This window comes from Chitinophagales bacterium (assembly GCA_016787225.1).
Taxonomy (GTDB): domain Bacteria; phylum Bacteroidota; class Bacteroidia; order Chitinophagales; family JADJOU01; genus CHPMRC01.
Genome location: JAEUUY010000006.1, coordinates 18119 through 35253, shown reverse-complemented (window position 1 = coordinate 35253; position 17135 = coordinate 18119). Strand labels below are relative to the sequence as shown.

16 protein-coding genes are annotated in these 17135 nt (G+C 36.5%); 6 read left to right on the top strand and 10 right to left on the bottom strand.

All coding sequences use genetic code 11. The features are described 5' to 3' along the window. Positions 1-4: 4 nt before the first annotated feature. Positions 5-1666, bottom strand: coding sequence for a S41 family peptidase (locus JNL75_01165; GenBank protein ID MBL7788424.1), 1662 nt, complete (start codon positions 1664-1666; stop codon positions 5-7). A gap of 118 nt (positions 1667-1784) precedes the next feature. Between JNL75_01165 and JNL75_01160 the strand changes: the two genes are divergently transcribed. The 4 genes from JNL75_01160 to JNL75_01145 all read left to right on the top strand — a co-directional run bounded on the left by JNL75_01160 (position 1785) and on the right by JNL75_01145 (position 6019). After that, positions 1785-2522: an isoprenyl transferase gene (locus tag JNL75_01160; protein ID MBL7788423.1), complete on the top strand. Its 738-nt coding sequence runs from the start codon at positions 1785-1787 to the stop codon at positions 2520-2522. Positions 2523-2531: 9 nt separating this feature from the next. Further along, entirely contained in the window at positions 2532-3818 is a 1287-nt protein-coding gene (locus tag JNL75_01155; GenBank protein MBL7788422.1) for a DUF2157 domain-containing protein, read from the top strand. After that, positions 3811-4368: a GDYXXLXY domain-containing protein gene (locus JNL75_01150; GenBank protein ID MBL7788421.1), complete on the top strand. Its 558-nt coding sequence runs from the start codon at positions 3811-3813 to the stop codon at positions 4366-4368. Before JNL75_01155 ends, JNL75_01150 begins: the two co-directional genes overlap by 8 nt. 136 nt (positions 4369-4504) lie before the next feature. After that, complete coding sequence (locus JNL75_01145; protein ID MBL7788420.1) at positions 4505-6019, top strand: T9SS type A sorting domain-containing protein; 1515 nt, start codon at positions 4505-4507, stop codon at positions 6017-6019. Positions 6020-6024: 5 nt separating this feature from the next. On the opposite strand, the gene JNL75_01140 is transcribed toward JNL75_01145, so the two are convergent. From JNL75_01140 to JNL75_01100, 9 genes are all read right to left on the bottom strand, one after another. Beyond that, a complete protein-coding gene (locus JNL75_01140; GenBank protein ID MBL7788419.1) occupies positions 6025-7593 on the bottom strand; it encodes an OmpA family protein in 1569 nt (522 codons plus the stop codon). An 87-nt stretch (positions 7594-7680) separates the two neighbouring features. Then, complete coding sequence (gene dnaJ / locus JNL75_01135) at positions 7681-8850, bottom strand: molecular chaperone DnaJ (protein ID MBL7788418.1); 1170 nt, start codon at positions 8848-8850, stop codon at positions 7681-7683. 172 nt (positions 8851-9022) lie between these two features. Beyond that, positions 9023-9577, bottom strand: a complete 555-nt coding sequence (locus JNL75_01130) for a nucleotide exchange factor GrpE (protein ID MBL7788417.1) — start codon at positions 9575-9577, stop codon at positions 9023-9025. A 149-nt stretch (positions 9578-9726) separates the two neighbouring features. Next, positions 9727-11301, bottom strand: a complete 1575-nt coding sequence (gene rny, locus JNL75_01125) for a ribonuclease Y (protein ID MBL7788416.1) — start codon at positions 11299-11301, stop codon at positions 9727-9729. Between the two features lie 71 nt (positions 11302-11372). Continuing rightward, positions 11373-11669 carry a cell division protein ZapA gene (locus JNL75_01120; GenBank protein MBL7788415.1) on the bottom strand — a complete coding sequence of 99 codons (297 nt, stop codon included), beginning with the start codon at positions 11667-11669 and terminating at the stop codon, positions 11373-11375. Then, a complete protein-coding gene (locus JNL75_01115) occupies positions 11666-11959 on the bottom strand; it encodes a hypothetical protein (protein MBL7788414.1) in 294 nt (97 codons plus the stop codon). The genes JNL75_01120 and JNL75_01115 overlap by 4 nt, the downstream gene beginning before the upstream one ends. Before the next feature lie 184 nt (positions 11960-12143). After that, entirely contained in the window at positions 12144-12722 is a 579-nt protein-coding gene (locus tag JNL75_01110; protein ID MBL7788413.1) for a NifU family protein, read from the bottom strand. Positions 12723-12767: 45 nt separating this feature from the next. After that, positions 12768-13832 (bottom strand): 4-hydroxythreonine-4-phosphate dehydrogenase PdxA, encoded by a 1065-nt coding sequence (pdxA, locus tag JNL75_01105; protein MBL7788412.1) that lies wholly within the window; start codon positions 13830-13832, stop codon positions 12768-12770. Beyond that, the gene (locus tag JNL75_01100) at positions 13833-15275 is read right to left on the bottom strand and encodes a leucyl aminopeptidase (GenBank protein ID MBL7788411.1); all 1443 of its coding nucleotides are present in this window, start codon (positions 15273-15275) and stop codon (positions 13833-13835) included. Positions 15276-15379: 104 nt separating this feature from the next. Here JNL75_01100 and rsmA point away from each other — a divergent pair, with 104 nt between their 5' ends. After that, on the top strand, positions 15380-16135 hold the full coding sequence (gene rsmA, locus JNL75_01095) for a ribosomal RNA small subunit methyltransferase A (protein ID MBL7788410.1): 756 nt from the start codon (positions 15380-15382) through the stop codon (positions 16133-16135). Next, positions 16135-17061 carry a hypothetical protein gene (locus tag JNL75_01090; protein MBL7788409.1) on the top strand — a complete coding sequence of 309 codons (927 nt, stop codon included), beginning with the start codon at positions 16135-16137 and terminating at the stop codon, positions 17059-17061. Before rsmA ends, JNL75_01090 begins: the two co-directional genes overlap by 1 nt. The last annotated feature ends 74 nt before the right edge of the window (positions 17062-17135 follow it).

Genomic DNA, 17135 nt, shown 5'->3' with positions numbered 1-17135 from the left:
ATCATTATTTTTTAAGTAATTTATTATACTCTGAGGGGTTGGCAAATAACTTGAGAGCTTCTTTGATATCTTCATCATGCTCGAAATCATGCTCTACAACTCCTTTGCGGAAAAAGTATCTTCTCACAATTTCACCTTCCAGATACTCATGAATATCTTTTTTGTGTGTCATAAACTCATTATTTTTTGCTTCCTTAACCTTGGCTGCTAGCTCGTCATAGGCTTTTTGAATACTAGGCATGAGCTTTTCTCCTTCTGCTTTTTCTTTGAGGTTAGCTAGTTCCCTGTCCACCTCGGAATCATAGTTAAAGTTTTTAGACTTTGCATATTGTATAAATTTCTCATATTCTGCATCGGGCAGTCTAAATGTTTTAGGCGAATTTGGCTTTGGGTTTTTTGCTACATATTGATTTGCAAAATCTGCAGTAACGCCTTTTGCCATCAAATAGAAAATAATAGGAGCTAGGTATTCTTTTTTAGTCTTTACATCGGGATCTATGCCTCCCCCATCATATACTACTCTACCAGCTTTCGTTTTAAATGGAATCTTTAGAGAGTCGGGAATTTTTTTAACAGAGCCATCTGGGTTTTTTTCAGCATAATTTATTGCTTGTATACATCTTCCTGAAGGGATATAGTATTTAGCTGTAGTTACTTTCATTTGCGTGTTATAGGGCAATGGTCGCGTATTTTGAACGAGTCCTTTGCCAAATGTTTTCCCACCTAAAATTACTCCTCTATCATAGTCTTGAACTGCACCAGCCACGATTTCCGAAGCAGATGCAGATCCACCATTCGTAAGCACAATAAGCGGAATATTAGCATCATCTGCTCTTCGCTTGGTTCTGTGGGTCGACTGCATCTCTTGAATTTTTCCTTTTGTGCTGACGATTTCATTATTTTGATCAATAAATATATTAGATAAATCTACAGCCTCATGGAGAAGTCCTCCAGGATTTCCTCGTAAATCTAGCACAAGACCTTTCATGTTTTTATTAGCTTCCTTAAGTTTTAAAAACTCAGTACGGACATCATTACCAGCATTTTCCATAAAACTCTCCAATTTTATATACCCAATATCATTAGAAATCATACCTGCATACGGTACGTTTTTGAGTTTTATTTCTTTACGGGTGATTTCCGTAGTCATTTTTTTATAGGTGCCATCTGCTTGAAGTCTTTCATAAGTGAGTTTGAACGAAGATCCCGCCTGTCCTTTGAGAAGCTTACTTACATCATCAGTTTTTTTTCCTTTCATAGACTTTCCATCGATTTCTAGAATTCGATCACCGGGTATTAAGCCAGCCAAATGTGCAGGCATGCCTTCGTAGGGTTCGTCTATAATAACAAATTCGTCCCGCTGAGAGATAAGACTACCTATACCACCGTATTTTCCCGTGGTCTGAATTCGAAAATCCTCTGTTTCGGCTTCTGAATAATATTCCGTGTAAGGGTCTAGGTCTTTGAGCATAGCATCAATCGCTACTCTTATAGCGTGGCTAGGCTCTACTTTATCTACATAGTGAATATTGAGCTCCTTGAAAAGTGAAACGAAAATGTCAATATTTTTAGATATCTCGAAATAGTCTACATCTTTAAAAGAGATGGCAAATAAGGCAGCGAATGTAAAGAACACTCCAGCTAATCCCATTTTTAGTTTTTTCATCTTAGTTACAATCATTTTTACGATAACTACAAAAATAGAAGAATGTTGACTATGGTTGATTAAATTAATTCTTTTTAATCTCAAAACTTTTAACTTTGCCTTATTCCATCGAATAGAAATGATAACCAACGATATAGATAAATCAAAACTACCACAACATATAGCCATCATCATGGACGGAAATGGCAGGTGGGCACAGAGTCAAGGTAAGGATAGAACTTTTGGGCATCAAAATGGAGTGGAGTCTGTACGAGAAGCTATCAAGGGATGTATGGAAATTGGGGTGAAGTATCTCACACTTTATGCGTTTTCTACGGAAAACTGGAATAGACCGAAGGAAGAAGTTGATTTTTTGATGAATCTGCTCGTAGAGGCTATAGTCGGAGAGACACCAGAGCTACTGAAGAATGATATTCGATTAGAAACAATCGGTGCCATAGATGAGCTACCTCATGTTTCTTATCAGCATTTACTTCAAGCTAAAAAAGATACAGCTCACTGTAAGGAATTGACTTTAATCTTAGCATTGAACTATGGATCAAAAAAAGAGATAACTCAAGCAGTTCAGTCTATTGCGAACAGAGTTTTAAAAGGTGATTTAAAGATTGAAAATATCGACGAGACATGCATAACAGATAACCTTTACACATGTAGTTTTCCAGATCCAGAGATTATGATTCGCACCTCAAATGAGATGAGAGTATCTAATTTTCTCACCTGGCAATTAGCTTATGCGGAGTTTTTCTTTTTACCTATTTTCTGGCCAGAGTTTAAGCGAGAACATTTGTGGGAATGTGTTAGAGATTTTCAGCAGAGAGAGCGTCGCTTCGGTAAAACTAGTGCCCAGGTCCAGTAATTTTTAGTGGTGAAACGAGATATTGAAGAATTATTAAAGGCAAACGTAATAAGTCCAGAGATAGCAGATGCTATCTCCAATTATTACAAGCAAAAAGAAATATCTTCCCCAAACAGACTGGTTGTTGTATTTGGTATTTTAGGAGCATTATTAGTAGGACTAGGTGTTATCTTAATTATAGCGCATAACTGGGATGATCTAGCTCGAGGAGTTAAAACTTTTCTTGCTTTTATTCCACTAGTCCTAGGTCAGGTGGCCACTGGGTATTCTATTTTTAGAAAAAAGGAGAGTACATCCTGGCGAGAAGCTAGCGCCTGTTTTTTGATTTTCGCTATTGGTGCTTGCATCTCACTTATTAGTCAGATATATAATATTGAAGGAGATTTAGGTGATTTTTTATTGACTTGGAGTCTGCTTGTGTTGCCTATAGTTTATATTGCTAGATCTCATATAGCATCTTTGTTATATATTCTTTTGATTACTTATTTTCTATTTGAAAGTAATTCTTGGACGCATGGTAGACAGTTTAACTTTTTATATTGGTTGCTGTTTTTAGCCATAGTCCCTCATTTATTTTTTCTCTTTAAGAATAGAAAAGAAACTAATTTCATAAACTTTCATAGCTTTCTCATTTCAATTAGTTTGTCTTGTGGTGTAGGTTCACTAGCTGGCGAATTCCCTCATTTATTAAGTATTACATTCATTGCCTTGTTTTCATGCTTCTATGGGTTGGGGTATACCTATAAGTCTTCACAACAGGGTCATTTATCGAATGGTTTTATTCTGTATGGCTCTATGGCTACCATGGTCACCTTATTTATAGCTAGTTTTCAAGATTTTTGGAGGACTATGCGAGAAGTTATATGGAGTGCTTCGATATTTCAAACAGAAACATTTTATTTTGCACTTTTATTTTTTGTGAGCGCTATTCTAGTTTACTATTATTACTTTAATGATAGGAGATCCCAATGGCGAGATAATTTACAGCCTATAATGCCAGTATTCATAGTATATAGCTTCATATTTATAATAGGACAATTTTTCCCACAATTAGCACAAATTTTAATCAATATTCTTATTCTTAGTATAGGTGTATTGACTATAAGGCAAGGTGCGAATATGAATCACCTAGGGGTGCTAAATTATGGACTCATAATTATCACCATCCTAGTCGCATGCAGATTTTTTGATACCGATATTAGTTTTGTATGGCGCGGTCTAATTTTCGTCAGTCTAGGGCTTGGTTTTTTTGCTACGAATTTTTGGATGATAAAGAAACGAAGGGAAGATGGATAAAAAGAAGTTTCTAATACTTGCTTTCACACTGATGGCTTTCGCTCAATTATATGTTCCTTTTTCTATGGTTTGGGAAAGTGAAAGTATATTGGCTAAAGGCACCCCTTATAGGTTTAGAACGGCACCTATAGACCCGAATGACCCATTTCGAGGAAAGTATATCACTTTAAATTTTAAAGACAATATCTGTAATATAGCCAATGACAGTATTTGGTCCCAAGGAGATAAAGCATACGGTATTTTAGAAAATGTGAATGGATTTGCAAGTATTCGTTCATTGCAAAAATCTAAGCCAGAAAACAAAGACTATCTCTATCTTACTATAAGCTATATCGTGACTGTAGGGAATGAAAATAAAGCCAATCTTGTTTTCCCATTCGATAAATACTATATGGAAGAATCCAAAGCCTATGCGGCAGAAAAAATTTATCGTGAGCGACAATTGGATACTATTCACACGACCTATGCCCTAGTATATGTAAAAAACGGAGTAGGACGACTCTCCGATGTCAAAATTGGGGATAGCTCTATTCGAGATATGTTAAAGTAGGTCTCAACTATATCATTTTTTGCAAATTTTTTATAACAGATTGCAACAACCAAGTTTATTTCTTGAATTATTTTTGTACTAGTTTTTTTGTCTAGTTTGCAAATAGGCATATTGTTCATCTTTAAATTAATAAATTATGAAAAAGTTTTTAACTCTGGTTTTCTCAGCGACATTTATTTTTTTACAGGCTCAATTTTCTGACTTAGCTATCTTGCCTACACAAGGCAGCTGGGCGATTCATAAAGGTATAATCGATAATACGGAAATTGAGATAATACCCGATGGACACCGTGCTCAGGTAGAATTAACTTTTACAGTTTATGTGGACTCTGTGAATTTACATTTTAATAACTACAGGAGAAATCTACCTACCTACAAGGATAATCTATTAGAAGCACGATTAAATTTTAAGCTAGCTCCGGAGGCTTTCTTCTATGATTCTTATTTATGGCTCAATGCCACTACTATCATCCGAGCTAAAATACTTCCTAGAGGAGAAGCTAATAGGGTTTATGATTCCATTGTGAATCGTAAAATAGATCCTTCCATCTTGCAAAAGAACTGGGACAATCAATATTCTCTCAAAATATTCCCTATATCTACCGTATTTCCTAGAAAAGTAAAAATAGCCTATAGTATTCCCTTCAAAGTGGAAGATAATGGACGAGAGTTTATAGAGTTGCCTACGGATATACTCAAATTGACGAGTGCTAGTTCTACCACAAGTTTGATAGTTCATCATAAATCAAATGTCAAATTTAAGCACCTCGTTTTCCCGCTTACTGGCAGTATAATAAATGAAAATAGCACCAGTGTAACTTTTCGACTCCAAAATAATCAGTGGGTGACTAATCCAAGTTTTTACCTTGAATATTTCAATGAAAATGCGAAGGAGCCCTTTTCATTTTATCATCAAAAATTAACTGCAGATGAGTGCTTCTATGATTTGCGATTATCGACTAAACAATTAACAAATTTGACAAAATCAATTAGTTCTTTTGGTGTGAAAATCCCATTAAGGACAGGAGGTTTTGTCTATCAAAACTACAATACATCTAAGGGTCTTTTGATACCAAATAGCTTGTATAATGAGTGTGGCAGCTTTGTAGGAGAAATGGATTTTGAAAAACCAATAGAGCTCAAGTATAAAATAGGTTCCACTATTTTTACATTATCCGATACACTAAAATCTAACAGAACCGGCGAGTTCCTATATCAAAACTGGGCTCATATGTTTAGCCAGAATGTAACCAATGATGAAACAAAAGAAATTAGTCTTAAGTATAGAGTTTTGAATAATCAAACAGCCTTTTTAGCGCTTGAAGATGGCGATACGGTTACGAGTACAAAGGGAAATGATATGATATCCAATGGTGGTCGTGTGCGCTCAGGAATTGTTTCCGCAGATAAGGAGGCTATTTCTGTCTATCCCAATCCAATTATAAAGGATTTTAAGGTTGAGAGTGAAACGCCTATTATTTCTTTACGAATTATTGATATCAGCGGTAGATTGGTCTATTCACAAGAATTTGAAAAAGGGACCAAGACCTTGGAGTTCAATAGTGAGGAATTGAAAATGAAGAGCGGCATTTATTGGCTTATCATAGAAGAAAAGTCAAAAATGCACACAATAAAAGTCTTGAAAGAGTAATTGCTTTACTCACAAAAATCGACGCGTATTGCTACTCGTCTATTTTTAGCTCTGCATTCTTCGGTATTATTCTCTGGGCAGATAGGGTGTTCTTGTCCATATCCTTCATAGCGCAAGCGTGCTGAATCTATTCCTTTAGCTATAATAGCTCTAGTAGCTGCTTCCGCACGAATGGCAGATAATCGAATGTTTGCTTCAGGGTCACCGACGTTGTCTGTGTAGCCTCCTATTTTAAACTTCTTCTTAGGATAGGATTTAAATATCTTAGCAATCAAGGTAATTTGTTCATCAGAAATTTCTTTTAGTTGATTTGTACCCGACTTGAATAAAATTCTATCCATATCAAACCAAGTTTTTTTGAGTTCACTCGTTCCGCATTTTGCTTCTAAATATTCCACTAATTTGCGCTCTGTGCCATTCTCAGGAACATTGATGAGGGAGCCATCGGGTAGGCGAATAGATACCATTCCTCCTAGGGTCTTTTCCCAGGTGGCTTTTGCCTCTATAGAGGCTTGGTCAACGGAGAGTGAATCTACAGATTTTATTTTGTCGATTGATGCGCTTGCTATCGAATCCTTAGAATTATTTAATCCTGTCAATGACTTTATGGTGTCACAACCTTTCATTTGGGTCAGCCACCATATTAATGCTCCAGTAAGAATTAGTAAGATTAGCCAGCCCAGCCATTTCAGACTTCCTTTGCTTGATTTTTCTTCCTCAGCTAGTATTCTTCCAAGCTCGCTCTTAGGCTCAGAATTGATTTCGCTAGAATGAGTATTAGGTATGTTTTTTATTTCAACATAGTCATCAATAGTTTTATTTTCTTCTGTAGTTTCTTTAGACTCTTCGGAATTTAGTTGAACTTCGTTATTGATTTGTTCGGCTTCGTAGATAATATCCTCTTCGATTTCAAAATCATCTAATTCTGGCTTTATCTCTTTTTTCTCGAATACCTCCTTGGTCTCAGAGCTTGTAATTTCTTTCTGAAAAGATTCAAGTAAAGGAGAACTTATAATTTTTGTAGGTTCTTCTACCTTGTCTTGTGGAGCTGGTGGATCAACATCTATTTTAGTCTCATTGTGTTCCAGCTCACTCGGTTTGTCTTCTTCTACACTAGGCTCTTCTATAATTTCTAATTCTGGGGCAACTGGTGTGACGACCTTTTCCTCAGCTATTGTTAGATGATCTTCTATGACATTTTGATTTGTATCACCAGTATTTGAAGTTATACTATTCAAGGTTATGAATGTCTCTATCTCCTCCTTCATAGGATAGCTTCTTGCTATTTCTTTATGATTTCCTGCTAGCAATATGAGAAAGTGGGCACCATGAGCCGACTCTGTGCGATAGTTATTTTTGTCACCACAATTTTTTATAACGGAATGAATTCCCTGATCTCTCGATGATTCAGTTTTGTAGCCTTCGCTTCTTAGGATTACTTTATCCCCTTTTGTCAAGGCGAAATAGTATAATCCATTCGAATGCTTAAATTCGATAAAATTCACATGGACGGAGGATTTAGAGTCATTTATCCTCTCTTCATATTCTCTTATGATTAAATAATTATCCTCCATAAATGTTAATTTAAACTATGACAAAGATAACATGGTTTGTAAAATGGAATAAAATTTAATTCTCTTAAGTGAAGTTGCTGAAAGGGATTAACTAAAGAAGTCTTTCATTTTACTAAAGAATCCTTCTTTAGATTTAGCATTGACATCGGGATTAAAATTGCTCGCATTGACTAGATTTTCCATTGCTTTTTTCTCTTCTGAAGTGAGATTTTGTGGCGTCCAAGCATTGATAACAATCAACTGGTCTCCTTTGCCATAGCCATTGACATCTGGGATTCCTTTACCACTTAATCGTAAAATTTTTCCCGCCTGAGTACCCGGTTTGATATTGACTTTGACATTTCCATCGATAGTAGGAATTACTACATCGGCACCTAGAGCTAATTTAGCAAAATTGATATTGAGATTGTAGATGATATTTTTATCATCACGAATAAAAGTTGCATGCTCTATTTCTTCTATTTGTACAATTAGATCGCCTCTACTACCGCCATTTTCACCTTGATTGCCTTCGCCTCGAAGAGAGAGGCTCATACCCTGTTGAACTCCAGCAGGAATATTGATTTCTATGGTGTCTTTTGATGTATTGACTCCTTTTCCAGAGCATTCTTTACATGGTTTTATGATGACCTCACCTTTGCCTTCACAGGTCGGACAGACCGATTCTGTCTGAAATTGACCTAAAAACGTAGATTGAACTTTTCTTATGACTCCAGACCCATTACATCTTTTACAACTTTCCTTAGCATTGGCTTCATTCGCTGCTCCACTTCCTTTGCAGCCACTGCAATTTGTTTTTCTCTGGATATTGACTTTTTTTGTGGTGCCTTTGGCTATTTCTTCCAGAGTTAGTTTCGTGGTGATTCGAATACTTGAGCCTCTGTTTGCTCTGCTACCACCGCGGCCTCTACCACCTCCACCAAAGAAATCTTCGAAACCTCCGCCACCGCCGAATACGTCGCCGAAGTTTCGAAAAATATCCTCCATATTCATACCACCAAAACCTCCGCCTCCGCCAAATCCACCATTTCCATCAAAGGCTTGATGTCCGAACTGGTCATAGCGTTGCTTTTTTTCAGCATTACCTAATACATCATAGGCTTCGGCGGCTTCTTTAAACTTTTCTTCAGCAGCTTTGTCACCTTGGTTTCTATCGGGATGATATTTAATCGCTAACTTGCGATAAGCATCTTTTATCTCTTTTTCAGTGGCGTTTTTCGATACGCCTAATATTTCGTAATAATCTCTTTTAGCCATTTACTAGTGGGTAGTTTGTATAGTGGTCAGTGATTCAGTTGTCAGTTATTCATTGAATAATATTTCCAGTGGCAATAACTGGGAGTGGATAGAGGTCTTTAAACTTAAATAATCTTAAATCATACATTCATTTTCAAATTTTCAAATTGACCCATTTTTAAATTGTATAATATTATTTCCCAACAACCACTTTAGCGAATCGAATCACTTTTTCATGCATCATATATCCGCTCTCAATCTCATCGATGACCTTGCCTTTTTGACTATCATCGGACACTGGTATTTCCGTAATAGCTTCGTGCTTCTCTACATCAAAGTGCATTCCCTTAGCCTCTATTTTTTTCACTCCTTTTTTCTCTATTGTTTTATTGAGTTTGTCATATATAAGTTGAACTCCCTCTTTGATGGCTGACAAATCTTCAGAACCTTCGAATGATTTTAATGCTCTCTCGAAATCATCATTAACAGATATCATGTCGAGAATTATATCTTTTCCTGCTATGGCATAGAATTCACGTTGCTCTTTAGCCACTCGTTTTTTATAATTATCAAATTCGGCGAACAGACGGAGAAATTTATCTTTCTGCTCAGCCAGCTGAGCCTCTAAAGAATTTTCTGCCTCTGTGTCTTTCTGTTCAACATTTGAGGCTGTTTGTTCATCACCAATGTTCTGAGAATTTTCTTGTTCTAATTCTAATTCTAATTCTTCTTTCTTGTTCTCTTCCATTTAGATTTCTTTTTTCTTTAAAGTACTATACATCAAATTGCTTTCCAAAAGTGTAAAAAAGACATTTTGGCAGCTAAAAAATAACCCAAAGAAAGCATCAATCAGCAATCTTTGGGTTATCTAGGTGTTTAAAAACCTTAATTTCTTTATTACTTCGCTACATTCACCGCTCTTTTCTCTCGAATGACAGTTACTTTGATTTGTCCAGGATAAGTCATATCATTCTGAATTTTTTGAGCTATTTCGAAGGATAAGTCCTCAGACTCTTTATCATTTATTTTATCACTTTCTACTATGACTCTCAGTTCTCTACCTGCTTGGATAGCATAGGCTTTTTCTACGCCCTTGTAGCTTCCTGCAATTTGCTCTAGCTCTGCAATACGCTTCATATAGCTTTCCATCACTTCACGCCTAGCACCAGGTCTTGCACCCGAGATAGAGTCGCAGGCTTGAATAATCGGAGCAATCATAAACTTCATCTCTATTTCATCGTGGTGGGCACCTACAGCGTTACAAACGGATGGATGCTCGCCATATTTTTCACAAATTTTCATACCTAATATAGCATGAGAAAGTTCGGACTCTTCATCAGGTACTTTACCTATATCATGCAATAGACCTGCGCGCTTGGCTAATTTAGGATTTAAACCTAATTCTGCAGCCATAGTAGCACAAAGATTGGCAACCTCTCGAGAGTGCATGAGGAGATTTTGACCATAGCTAGAGCGGAATCGCATACGTCCGACATAACGTATCAGCTCTGGGTGCATGCCTTGAATATTAAGGTCAAGTACTGTGCGCTCTCCAATTTCTACAATATGGTCTTCGAGTTGTTTTTGAGTTTTTTGCACGACCTCTTCTATTCTAGCAGGGTGAATACGTCCATCCGCAACGAGTCGTTGAAGTGAGAGTCTGGCGACTTCTCTACGAATAGGATCGTATCCAGAGATGATAATGGCTTCGGGAGTGTCATCTACAACCAATTCGCAACCTGTAGCTGCTTCAATAGCTCGGATATTTCTACCTTCTCTACCTATGATTTGACCTTTTTGGTCATCGCTATCAAGGTTGAAAACCGACACCGTATTTTCAATGGCGTATTCCGAAGCGGTTCTTTGAATTGATTGAATAATTATTTTTTTAGCTTCCTTATTAGCCTTGTTCATTGTTTCTTCAATGATTACTTTAGACTGCTTCAAGGCCTCGCTTTCAGCTTTAGCTCGAACACTTTCTATAAGTTGTTGCTTGGCATCTTCCTTGGACATACCTGAGATTTTCTCTAGCTCTTGTTGAAAGGTAACATGCTGTTTCTCTACTTCTTGCTGTTTTCTTTCGAGTGTTTCTTTTTGTTTGGCTAAGAGGTTTCTTTCGTTTTCTAACTCTTTGTCTTTTCTAGATTGCTGCTCTATCTTTTGAGATAGCTGTGATTGTCGGTTTTTAAAATCTGCTTCTTTTTGTATGAGTTTAGATTCTCTATCACGCGTCGATTTTTCAAATTCGGCGGTTAGTCTTAGCTTTTCTTCTTTAGCTTCGATTAATTGATTTTTCTTAATGTTTTCCGCTTCTTTTTTTGCGTTTTCTACTATACGAAGTGCCTCTTTTTTGCTTTCTTCTTCGAGCTTAGTGACATCGGAAGAGACACTTTTCTTTCCGAAAATAAACCCAGCCAATGTGCCTAGAAGACCTATAACTCCTAAGACAATTAATACTAATGGATTTTCCATAAATTTTGAACTAGTTTAAATATTAATTTAATGATGTTATTAAATCAATATACTCTAAAATAAGCAGTTAACTAATTTAAGGCCTCATTGAGCAGCCCTTCTATCTTTTCGATTTCGGGCTCTAAACTATTGTCAGAAGCAGAGCTTGATTGATGAGAGCTATTTTGCTGTGCGTATAATTGAAGTATACACATGGCTAAATAGTCTTGGTTATCCTTTGCATCATAGACAGATTTTAACTGTTCTATCTTGTGATTCACGGATTTAACTATACTAAGTATCTTGTCCTCATCCTGCTTATAGATTTTGAGGGGATACGTTCTATTAGCTATGACCACCTCTCGATGGACTCTCTCCTGCTGACTCATAGTTTCTCTATCTGCGCTATACAGTTATCTATTTCAGATATATATTGATCTATTTGAGCTTTTATTTGTTCTTTTGTTAAATTCTCGACCGCTAAGGTATTGAATTTTAACTTATTTTCTGCGTTTTCTTTTTCAATTAGTAATTTTTCCAAGTCAATTTTATATCTATTCTGCACATCCCTAGATAGTTCGAGTTCAGATTTTAATTTCTCATTTTCAGTTTTTAACTCTTTATTGAGGGCAACGAGTTTTTGAATTTTATCATAAATGGAATCTAATCGTGCTTGCATATATTTAGTTTAAAGTGTAAGGTCAAAAGTTTAAAGTGTAAGGTAAAAAGACACAAAAATTCCCAATACCTTGTACCTAATACTTAATACTCCTGATATATTTTCTCATTTTCACATCATCAAATCAACTCATCTCCATATCAAAAGAACCATTTTTAAATTGATTCATTTTCAAATTAACTAATTATCCTGCTTCGGCCTCTACTTCCATCACTTCTGGAACCATTCGCTTCAGAAGACCCTCAATTCCTGATTTCAAAGTAATCTGAGAAGATGGACAGCCACTACATGATCCCTGCATTTTAAGCTTGACCAAGCCATTCTCAAATGAGTGAAAAGCAATAAAGCCCCCATCTTTTTCTACAGCGGGCTTTACATATTTATCTAGCAGGTCCTTTATTTTTCCTTCGACAGTATCATCTTGCTCATTCAATTTTTCAGCGAGTTGATTGTCCAGATAGGATTTTGTAACGATATCAAAATTATTTTCGATATACATTTTAACATAATCTCTCGCTTCATTCATAAATTCGTACCAATCATTCGGGCTTCCTTTGGTTAAGGTCACAAAATTGTTGGATACGAAAACCCCTGTTAGCCATTCAAATTTTTCGAAAAGACTTTCTGCTAATGGAAATTCGCTGGTATCTTCTCCACGTCTTCTATCAATAATTATATTGGGAAGCAAAATTTGGCTGGTTACCAATTTTAAGCTTTCAGGGTTAGGAGTTTGTTCGAAATAAATTTCTATCGGAGCTCGCATATTATTTGTTTTTCTTTATCAACACAGAATGGGATAAAATAATTCCTAAAGGTTTTTTAGATTTATTTTGGGAAGTGGATTTTCTCGCATGGTTTTTTGCCTGGCTCTCATGTGATATATGTCCAACGCATTCGTGATGGCACGATGCATGGAGGTGAAATCTGCTATATCCTTATCTACGATATCCAGAGCCACACCATGATCTGGAGAAGTTCTCACATAGGGAAGATTGGCGGTAAAGTTGACACCATCCCAGCCTGATATGTATTTAAACGGTATCAAAGCCTGATCGTGATACATAGCCAGTACACCATCGAAATGAGGGAATTTGACACCGCCAAAGAAACTATCTGCAGAAAATGGACCTTGAACTATCATTTTATCTGCTTCTGCTTTTTTAATAGCAGGTACTATTTTTTCTATTTCATCCTTACCTATTTTCCCATTTTCTCCTCCATGAGGATTCAGTGCTAATACAGCTATCTTAGGTCTTTGACAACCAAAATCATAGGTGAGAGATTGATTGAATAATTTTATTTTATCATAAATCAACTGAGTAGTCAAGGTTTTAGATACATCTTGGATAGGTATATGCTGAGTGACCATAGCTACTCTCAAAGCATCTGCATTCATGATCATTAAGGTATCTTTTACGTTGGCTTTGTGTGCCAGATATTCTGTATGACCAGAAAAAGGAGGATTGGTTGTAATAAAGGCCTTATTCACAGGGCCAGTGACGAGGACATCAATTTTTCCTTGCTGAAGATAAAATAAAGCATCATTAATAAAGCGCAAACTCATAGAGCCAGAGAATTCATTAGACACACCCATATTGATTATAATAGGTTTATCTGCGCATTCGATAAGGTTAGGCAATTTAGCATGGAGCTTGTACTCGTTTTGCTTTTGTAAAACGTGAAAATTCGTTTTAATATTCGGTAGTGCTTTTTTGTAAAATTGAACCACACTCTCAGATCCAAAAACAACGATTTGACATTGCTTGTAGATCCGTTCTTCCTCCAATGCCTTGAGAATTACCTGAGGGCCGATGCCATTGACATCGCCCATGGTGATTCCTACTATAGGTTTTTTCTTTTCTTCTAGAGACATCTATATTTTTGATTTTAGGAAATGGTATAGCAATCGAACGCCATATCCAGTGCCGCCTTTTGTTTTATAATGCTCAGGACTAGTGAGAAATGATGGACCCGCAATATCTATGTGTATCCATGGATAATCAGTAAAATGAGCCAAGAATTTACCTGCAGTGATACAACCACCTTCTCTGCCACCTACATTCTTTATATCCGCTATATCAGACTTGATGAGTTCATCATACTCATCCCAGAATGGCATTTCAGCTACTCTTTCATGTGTTTCATAACCTATTTTAGATAGATGGTTTTTAACTTCTTGTGGAGCTGAACCCATGATAGCTGCACCATATTGTCCTATGGCCAATACTTGCGCACCTGTCAAGGTGGCTAAATCCATAACCAATTCTGGTTTGTATTTCTTTGCATAGTCAAGTGCATCGCCTAAAATTAATCGACCTTCTGCATCGGTATTGAGAACCTCTACTGTTATACCACCTCTCAATGTGATGACATCACCAGGTGTATAGGCCATTTCACCTGGTCTATTATCTGTAGCTGGAATGAGTCCCACTGCATGAATAGGCAATTTATTTTTTGCTACTGCATACATGGTCCCTACTACTGCTGCAGCACCAGCCATGTCAGACTTCATAGAATCCATACTACCAGGAGTAGGTTTTAGTGAAAGTCCTCCTGTATCATAAACCACACCCTTACCTACCAGTACATAAGGCTTTTTGTTTTTAGCGTTTTTCGGCTTATATTCCATGATAGTGAAGGTAGGAGGAAGCTGAGATCCAGAATTGACGGCTAATAAACCACCCATTTTTTCCTTCACAATTTCTTTTTTATCTAAAACTTTTACTGAGAAGCTAGCGATCTTGCCTAATTTTTGAATTTCCTTGCTCAATCGCTCGGCAGTTAGTGTAATGACGGGCTCATTGACTAAGGTCCTCGCAAAGTATACTCCAGTCAAAACTTCATTCAATTCTGTAAAATCAGAAGCTTTTAATTTAGCGTCATCAACGGTTAACTTTTTCAAATAGTTTTTCTTCTTATCAGACTTGTAGGTCAGAAATTGATAGTTTGAAAGTACGATGCCTTCTGCGAGCGATAGCAATAGTTGAGTATCCTCAGCGTAAGAGGTCAAACAAAGATTTTCAATTTGAAACTTTTTCGTCTCTTTGAATAGCGTAGAACCTTTTCTTCTGCATTCTTCTTTGGATTTCGCTAGATTAGTTTTATCCAATTTTTCTATTTGAACTACTATTTTAGTATCCTTTTCATTTCTAAGAATCGCAATTCCACCGTTTTCGGCAGATTTTTTAAGCTCAGCGAGTTCCCAAGGAGTGAATCCCATTTTGGCATTTGCCGTTCCTTTTTCCATAAGGAAGACCTTTTCTTTTGCGTTGGAGATTTTTCCTGCACTGACCTGAATTGGTTTTGAATCTAACATAATTTATATTTAATGTGAATAAGTAATTAGAATTGCTTGTAAATTTGCAAATCTAATAAAATAAGTCAATTTCGATTCTTAATATCCTTAAAAACCCCTATTAATTGGAACTCAAAAAGAACCTTGGCCAGCATTTCTTGGCAGATCAGTCTGTTTTGGAGAGCATAGTAGCTGCCGTTGAGGGGCTATCGCCATTGAATATCCTTATCGAGGTGGGTCCGGGTATGGGAGCTCTTACCGCCCATCTGCTTTCTATAAAAACGCAGGATTTCTACCTTATAGAGAAAGATGATCGCTTTGTCCTAGAATTGCCCAAGAAATTTCCAGAATTGAAAGATCGTATTTTTCACCAAGATGTATTAACATTTGAAATCGACAAAATACTGGGCAGAGAAGTTTCTGTTGTAGGAAATTATCCATATAATATTTCCAATTTAATAATGTTTTGGATTATTGAAAATTCGGACTATGTCGTGAATAGTGTGGGTATGTTTCAGAAAGAGGTAGCTAAAAGAATTGCCTCCAAGAGCGGGACTAAGGACTACGGAGTTTTGAGTGTTTTGACGCAATCAATCTATGAAGTCGAGTATTTATTCGATATACCTGCAGAAGCCTTTGACCCACCTCCCAAAGTGGTATCAGGAATTATAAAAATGATGAGACGAGATAAGCCTCTAGCTGATTACACGAAATTAAAAAAACTAGTCAAGGCAGCGTTTAACCAGCGTAGAAAAATGCTCAGTAATTCTTTAAAGGGAATTCAATTTTTAGAAACGGATAGATTTGAATCATTGAAAAACTTGAGACCAGAACAACTGAGTTTGGAAGACTTTTGTCAATTATCAAAGGACCTCGCATAATGAAGAAGGCGCTTATCACCGAAGAATTTCACCCAGACTTGACAAAAGGACTTGAAAAATTGGGTTATGTATGTGCTCAAGAATGGAATTACACTACAGAGGATGTAAAAAATAGTATATCAGATTTTGAAGTGCTAGTAGTCAATAGTAAAATTCTTGTCAATAAAGATTTGCTGGACAATGCTCATAATTTGAAGGCTGTTATCAGGATAGGCTCCGGCTTGGAAATAATCGATCAGGATGCTTGTAAAGAAAAAAATGTTGTAGTGATATCTACCCCAGAGGGAAATGCCAATGCTGTGGCAGAGCATGTCATTGGCTTTCTTCTTTCTTCCTACAATAATTTGTGCAAATCTCAAAGTGAAATGTTAGCTGGACAGTGGTCTAGAGAACCGAATAGAGGTGAAGAATTGAGTAATAAGGTGCTTGCCGTTATAGGTTGTGGACATAATGGAAGCCAGCTAGTCAATCTTCTATCTGGATTTAAAACTGAGATTTTGGTTTATGATATTGTCGATGTCAAGGACAGAATAAAAAATTCGAGAGCGAGACAGACAGAAATGGATGAAATTTTTAGAAATGCGGACGTCGTTTCTTTTCATATACCTTTCAATAAGATGACTTCTCAACTCATTTGTTCAGATTACCTTCAAAAATTTAACAAATCCATAGATATCGTCAATACTTCGCGTGGAGGAATATGTAAAGAAGGAGATCTGTGGCAAGCCATCGCCAATGGTAAGGTCAAGAGGGCTATGCTTGATGTCTTTGAAAAAGAGCCATTTAGACTTACTGATAATTTAAAAAAACTAGTCGAAGAAGGAAGGTTATTTCTAAGCCCACATATAGCAGGATGGACCAAGGAAAGCAAAAAACGCATGTCAGATATAGCTCTTGATAAGCTAGAAAAAGCCCTTTTCCTATAAACTGTCAATTTTTTTTATATTAATTAAACAAAACTGCTAAATTTGCTCGGTTTTTTTGTGCACCTTTGCACTAA